This is a genomic window from Erwinia sp. (assembly GCF_031978025.1).
GTDB lineage: Bacteria > Pseudomonadota > Gammaproteobacteria > Enterobacterales > Enterobacteriaceae > Erwinia.
This window is the reverse complement of record NZ_DALZCD010000002.1, coordinates 42,467-49,018: the sequence shown is the minus strand read 5'-3', so window position 1 is coordinate 49,018 and position 6,552 is coordinate 42,467. Positions and strand designations below refer to the sequence as shown.

Genomic DNA, 6,552 nt, shown 5'->3' with positions numbered 1-6,552 from the left:
ATTCTGCGCACGCCTGAGCAATTTACGCTGCCGATCGGCCTTTATAACCTGGTGTCGCAAAAAATGGGCGCCAGCTATACCACTTATGCGGCAGGTGCGGTGTTGATAGCCCTGCCGGTCGCCGTCTTCTATCTGGCACTGCAGAAATACTTTGTTTCCGGCCTGACCTCAGGCGGCACTAAGGGATAAACCATGACACCGAAAACATTGCTTCTCGCCCTGGCGCTGGCCTGGGCGACGCCGTTGCTCGCCGCTGACCAGCCAATAGCCTCGGCCGGCCCGTGGCCTGCCGATTTTATCAAGGGCGCGGATATCTCATCCCTGGCGGAGCTGGAACAGCAGGGCGCGAAATTCTATAACGCGGCCCACCAGCAGCAGGATGCCATTGCCATCCTGAAAGCCAACGGCATCAATACCGTTCGTCTGCGGCTGTGGGTCGATCCCAGCGACGGCAACGGGCACACCTACGGCGGCGGCGGCAACGATCTGAAAATGACGCTGGCGCTGGCGAAACGCGTAAAAGCCGCGGGCCTGAAACTGCTGCTCGACATTCATTACAGCGATTTCTGGACCGATCCCGGCAAGCAGTTTAAGCCAAAAGCCTGGCAGTCGCTGCCGTTCGCCCAGCTGGAAACGGCGGTCCATGACTATACGCGAGACACCATTGCACGCTTTAAGGCGGAAGGCGTGATGCCGGATATCGTGCAGATCGGCAACGAGCTGAACGGCGGGATGCTCTGGCCGGAGGGCAAAAGCTGGGGGCAAAACGGCGGTGAGTTCGATCGGCTGGCGACCCTGCTGAAAGCGGCCATTGCTGGCCTGCGTGAAAACCTCAGCGATCCGCACCAGGTGAAGATCATGCTGCATCTGGCCGAAGGCACCAAAAATGACACCTTCCGCTGGTGGTTTGATGAAATCGTCAAGAGGCAGGTGCCGTTCGATGTTATCGGTCTGTCGATGTACACCTACTGGAACGGCCCGATTAGCGCGCTGAAAGCCAATATGGACGATATCAGCCAGCGCTATGACAAAGATGTGATGGTGGTGGAGGCCGCCTACGGCTACACGTTGGAAAACTGCGATAACGCCGAGAACAGCTTTCAGGCTAAAGAAGAGCAGGCAGGCGGCTATCCCGCAACGGTAGCGGGTCAGGCGGCCTATTTACACGATCTGATCAAAGCGGTGCTGGCGGTGCCGAATCATCGCGGTAAGGGCGTGGTGTATTGGGAGCCTGCGTGGATCCCGGCTCCGGGCAACACCTGGGCGACGCCAGCCGGCATGACGTATATCCACGATGCGTGGAAGCAGGGTAACGCCCGCGAAAATCAGGCGCTGTTTGACTGTCACGGCAAGGCGTTGCCTTCGCTACAGGTTTTCCATTAATCCATTAGCGCTATCGCTGATATTGCTGACCTCTCAAAGGAACAGGTATGAATAAATTTCCCCCACTCAGCGCCAGGGTCAACGCGCTGCTGCACGGTGCTGATTACAACCCCGAACAGTGGGCTCACCAGCCAGGCATCATTGATGAAGATGTGGCGATGATGAAACAGGCACGCTGTAACGTGATGTCTGTGGGTATCTTCAGCTGGGCGAAGCTGGAGCCGGAGGAGGGGCACTACGCTTTCGACTGGCTGGACAACGTACTGGAGAAGCTGCACCAGCAGGGGATTTCGGTCTTTCTGGCCACGCCCAGCGGCGCCCGTCCCGCATGGATGTCGCAGCAGTATCCGCAGGTGCTGCGTGTCGGGCGCGATCGGGTGCCCGCGCTGCACGGCGGCCGCCATAACCACTGCATGACCTCGCCGGTTTACCGCCAGAAGGTACAGGCAATGAATGCACAGCTGGCCGCGCGTTACGCCCATCATCCGGCAGTGATCGGCTGGCACATCTCCAATGAGTATGGCGGTGAATGCCACTGCGACCGCTGTCAGCAGGCCTTTCGCGGCTGGCTGCAGCAGCGTTACGAAACGCTGGAAAATCTTAATCACGCCTGGTGGAGCGATTTCTGGAGCCACACCTACAGCGACTGGTCGCAGATTGCTTCGCCGGCCCCGCAGGGCGAAGTCTCTATCCATGGTCTGAATCTCGACTGGCGGCGGTTTATGACGGATCAGGTGACCGACTTCTGCCGTGAAGAGATAAAACCGCTGAAGGCGGCCAATCCCGATCTGCCAGCCACCACCAACTTTATGGAGTATTTCTACGATTACGACTACTGGAAGCTGGCGCAGGCGCTGGATTTTATCTCGTGGGACAGCTATCCCATGTGGCATAACGAGAAGGATGAAACCGCGCTCGCCTGCTACACCGCGATGTATCACGATCTGATGCGTACCCTGAAGCAGGGCAAGCCTTTCGTGCTGATGGAGTCAACGCCGAGCGCCACCAACTGGCAGCCGACCAGCAAGCTCAAAAAGCCGGGCATGCATATTCTTTCTTCGCTGCAGGCAGTAGCGCATGGCGCCGATGCGGTGCAGTACTTCCAGTGGCGCAAAAGCCGCGGCTCAGTTGAAAAATTTCATGGCGCCGTAGTCGATCACGTCGGCCATCTTGATACCCGCACCGGGCGTGAAGTCAGCGAGCTGGGGCGGATGCTGGCGGCGATGACGCCGGTACTCGGCAGCCGGGTTGACGCTAAAGTGGCGATCGTTTTTGACTGGGAAAGCCGCTGGGCGATGGACAACGCTCAGGGGCCACGCAATCTGGGGCTGCATTATGAGCGTACCGTCAATGAACACTATCGCGCGTTCTGGGAGCAGGGTGTCGCCGTAGATGTGATCAATGGCGACAGTGATTTCCATGGCTATGCGCTGGTGATCGCCCCCATGCTCTATATGGTTCGCGACGGTTTTGCCGGGCGTGTGCAGCAGCATCTGGAGCAGGGCGGTCATTTCGTTGCCAGCTACTGGAGCGGCATCGTCAATGAAAGCGATCTCTGCTATCTCGGCGGTTTTCCCGGCCCGTTGCGGCCGCTACTCGGCATCTGGGCAGAAGAGATCGATAGCCTGACGGATGAAGAGTTCAACGGTGTGCGCGGCATGCGCGGCAATGAGCTTGGCCTGAGCGGGCCTTATCAGGCACGCGAGCTTTGCGAACATATCCATCTGGAAGGGGCCACGGCGCTGGCCAGCTACGAAAGCGATTTCTACGCCGGTACGCCTGCCGTCACCGTGAATCGCATTGGCCAGGGCAAAGCCTGGTATATCGCCTCCCGTAACGATCTGGCGTTCCATCGCGATTTCTACGGGGCACTGATCAAACAGCTGGCACTGCCGCGCGCGCTGGCGATCGATCTGCCGCCGGGTGTTACTGCCCAGCAGCGCACCGATGGCGAACGGGCATTTATCTTCCTGCAAAACTTCAGCGGGCAGACGCATCATCTGCAGCTGCCAACCGGGATCAACGATCTGATTGACGGCGCACCGCTGGTGGGGGCGTTGACGTTGACACCCTGGGGCTGTCGCGTGCTGTCTACGCCACGGTAATCCTGAGCGTTTCCTGAACCTTTTAGCCGTATACGGCGGGCAGCAGCCCGCCTTTTTTTCTGGAGGAGATCAACATGGTAAGTTTGACATCGTTTAAACACTACTTCAGCCGTCAGGCGTTGCCAACCGAGGCTGAGCCTGCCGATAACGCCTTGCTGGATCGGTTACTGGACTGTTTTGGCGGGCGTGACAATATTCAGCAGGTGGATGCCTGTTTAACGCGACTGCGCGTGACGGTGAAATCGCTGGCGGCGGTCGATTCCGCTGGCTTACAGCAGGAGGGGGCAATTGGTGTAGTAATCCTTGGGCAGGAAGTGCATGCGATTTTCGGTACGCAGTCCGATCGTCTGCGTCAGTTGCTGGAGGCCCGCTTCTTTTAGCCGGGCTAAAAAAAAGGATAACCGGCGACGGTTATCCAAAATAAGCCTCCGGATAAGAGGCTAATAATGATGACAATGAGGATAGGGGAGGGTTACCACCAGGCTTCGACCTGCACGCCGAAGTTCCAGGTGTCGTTACTGGTGTTGTCCTGGAAGCTGTGCCCGTTTTCAGAGTCGTTCAGGTAAGAGGCAAACACGCGCAGTTCAGGACGCGACATAAACTCCGGACCGGCCGCCAGGCCTAAAGCCAGGGTGTATTTCTGTCCGGCCTGTTTGTAGTCACCGCCGACTTTGTTCTCATCTTTTTGCCAGAAACTGCCAACTTCGCCGATGCCGCGTACGTACTGCGTAAACTGATATTGTCCACGGCCTACTAGCGACAGCAGCGTACTTTTATTGGTCAGGGCGGTGACGTCATCAGCCGAGCCCCAGGTAAATACCTGATTCAGCGAGAACTTGTCGGTAACCGGCAGCAGACCGGTGTTGATCACGCGGTAGCCTTTGGCGTTGCTGGTATCGTTCCACATGTCATACCAGCCGCCGCCCTGTGAAATCATGTTTTGCGCCAGCCCCTTATCAGCGTATTGCAACACCAGTTTCTGATAGCCGCCCCAAAGATCCTGACTGATTTCACCGGTCACCATCACGCCGTTTTCAGCGTCATACAGCCCGCCATACTCTTCCTGCTTTTTGGTGGTATTTGGCATGGCATAATCAATGCCAAACTCGGTCCACGCGCCGCTCCAGGGTTTCCAGCCGGCGTAGCGAAGATCGAGGTAGTTAATATTCACATCATTGTCGCCATCCACGCGATAGTCCACGTCATTGGCATCGCCACGTATCCAGGCGAAAGAGACAGCGCCCGGGCCGAGCGTATAGTTTTCAACACCGGCGCCGGAACCAGAGATGTTCCAGTATTTCGTATCAATGATGTGTAAATCGTGGCGCTGGTAGTAACGTTTACCTCCCCAGATCACCGCATTTTTGTCGCCGGGTACCAGGCCTTTGATCTGCAGGTTAAGCTGGCGCAGGCCAAATTGTGCATCGTCGCCGAGCGTGGTTTCGTTATCGTTGGAGCCATCGGAAAACATACTGACCATGGTGTCTACGTAAAAACTGACGTCATCCTTTTTATAGACTTCACTGCCCAGCTCCACCTCACCGTAGGTGTCTGCCTCGTTACCCAGGCGGCCAAGCTTATTTTTTTGCCACTCTTCAATGCCGCCATCCTGAGACACGCCTACGCCACCGCGTAAATAGCCGTGAAAATCGATGTTGTCGATAGCTGCATAAAGCGTAGGGGAGGTCAGGACTGCAGCGAGCGCTACAGCAGCCTTACGTAGTGTAGTCATGTTACCCTCATTTGAATTGTCATACGTTCACATACGGCGGAAGTAAACGCCTTTTAACAGGCATGTGACAATTCAAATCACGACAAGGTGTGATGTACTGCAAATAAAAGGGTGCATTTTGTAACGATTGGTGAAACAGATCACTTAATCTTGCATGTGAAGGTATAACTTTTACTGTTTTTCCGCCGTGTGATTACGGTAACCTGACCCGACGTTACGTTATGATAGTATTCCGCCACTGGTTAACAGGGATGCGAGTTATGAAATCAAAAAATGCCACCTTAGAGGATGTTGCCCGCCATGCTGGCGTGTCGTATCAGACGGTTTCGCGGGTTTTGAATAAATCGGCAAACGTCTCCGAAGCAACGCGGCACAAGGTAGAGGCAGCGATTGAGACGCTGCGTTACGTGCCCAATCGCCTGGCGCAGCAGCTGGTGGGCAAACAGAGTACCACGCTGGGTCTGGTGACCACTTCGCTGGCGCTGCATGCGCCTTCGCAGGTGGCCGCCGCGGTAAAGCGTTATGCCAATGCGGCTGACTATCAGGTGCTGATTGCCATGATTGATGAGAACGTCAATCAAAGCCTGCAGGACTGCCTTAACGAGCTGAAATCGCAACGGGTGGATAAAGTCATTATCAACGTGCCGCTCGAGAGTGACGACGCGGAGCGCATCGTGTTAGAGAACGACGATATCCTCTGCCTGTTTTTAGATGTCGATCCCTACACCTCGGTGTTTAACGTGTCGTTTAACCCGGCGGACGGCACCCGCGCCAGCGTTAAATATCTTTATGAGCAGGGGCATCGTCATGTCGCGCTGTTGGCGGGGCCTGAACAGTCGGTGTCGGCCAGGCTGCGTTTAAAAAGCTGGCTTGAGACGCTGGCCAGCTATGGACTGGAGCCGGTCAGCATCCGCCATGGTAACTGGGATGCACAGAGCGGCTACAACGGCGTGCTGCAGCTGCTGCGTGAAGCGCCTGACTTCAGCGCGCTGCTGGTCGGCAACGATCAGATGGCACTTGGCGTGCTGAGTGCGCTGCACCAGCGCGGCGTGGCGGTGCCCGGACAGATCTCCGTTATTGGTTATGATGACACGTACGAAAGTGCCTTTTTCCATCCGGCGCTGACCACGGTTTCCTTGGATCTTGATCTGCAGGGCAAAGAGGCGGTAGCGCGCATTCTGTTGGCCAGCGAGCAAGACAGGCAGCGTTCCTCATCCATTTTGCCGGCGAAGTTGGTGGTGCGCAGTTCCAGCGGCGTAGCCGATCGTCAGCAGCAGAATCTGCAGCAGCTTGCCGAGCAGCTGCGGCTGATTGCCAGTCAGCTTGAGTAGG

5 protein-coding genes and 1 pseudogene are annotated in these 6,552 nt (G+C 56.6%); 5 read left to right on the top strand and 1 reads right to left on the bottom strand.

Going from position 1 to position 6,552, the window contains the following annotated elements; all coding sequences use genetic code 11:
- The 4 genes and pseudogenes from RTK32_RS00510 to RTK32_RS00495 all read left to right on the top strand — a co-directional run.
- Positions 1–189: pseudogene (locus RTK32_RS00510) on the top strand (sugar ABC transporter permease); the annotation flags it as partial.
- Between the two features lie 3 nt (positions 190–192).
- Positions 193–1,383, top strand: coding sequence for an arabinogalactan endo-beta-1,4-galactanase (locus RTK32_RS00505; protein WP_409451048.1), 1,191 nt, complete (start codon positions 193–195; stop codon positions 1,381–1,383).
- A gap of 47 nt (positions 1,384–1,430) precedes the next feature.
- Positions 1,431–3,488 (top strand): beta-galactosidase, encoded by a 2,058-nt coding sequence (locus RTK32_RS00500; RefSeq protein WP_312041589.1) that lies wholly within the window; start codon positions 1,431–1,433, stop codon positions 3,486–3,488.
- 74 nt (positions 3,489–3,562) lie between these two features.
- Positions 3,563–3,868, top strand: a complete 306-nt coding sequence (locus RTK32_RS00495) for a glucose PTS transporter subunit EIIB (protein ID WP_312041588.1) — start codon at positions 3,563–3,565, stop codon at positions 3,866–3,868.
- Between the two features lie 92 nt (positions 3,869–3,960).
- Here the strand turns inward: RTK32_RS00495 and RTK32_RS00490 are convergent, their stop codons facing one another.
- Positions 3,961–5,220, bottom strand: coding sequence for a maltoporin (locus tag RTK32_RS00490; RefSeq protein ID WP_312041587.1), 1,260 nt, complete (start codon positions 5,218–5,220; stop codon positions 3,961–3,963).
- A 260-nt stretch (positions 5,221–5,480) separates the two neighbouring features.
- Between RTK32_RS00490 and RTK32_RS00485 the strand changes: the two genes are divergently transcribed.
- Complete coding sequence (locus tag RTK32_RS00485; RefSeq protein ID WP_312041586.1) at positions 5,481–6,551, top strand: LacI family DNA-binding transcriptional regulator; 1,071 nt, start codon at positions 5,481–5,483, stop codon at positions 6,549–6,551.
- Position 6,552 lies beyond the last annotated feature (1 nt).

Bases quoted from the DNA above. Each gene is read 5' to 3' on its own strand.
- RTK32_RS00505 (WP_409451048.1), top strand. From the start codon at position 193: ATGACACCGAAAACATTGCTTCTCGCCCTGGCGCTGGCCTGGGCGACG.
- RTK32_RS00500 (WP_312041589.1), top strand. From the start codon at position 1,431: ATGAATAAATTTCCCCCACTCAGCGCCAGGGTCAACGCGCTGCTGCAC.
- RTK32_RS00495 (WP_312041588.1), top strand. From the start codon at position 3,563: ATGGTAAGTTTGACATCGTTTAAACACTACTTCAGCCGTCAGGCGTTG.
- RTK32_RS00490 (WP_312041587.1), bottom strand. From the start codon at position 5,220: ATGACTACACTACGTAAGGCTGCTGTAGCGCTCGCTGCAGTCCTGACC.
- RTK32_RS00485 (WP_312041586.1), top strand. From the start codon at position 5,481: ATGAAATCAAAAAATGCCACCTTAGAGGATGTTGCCCGCCATGCTGGC.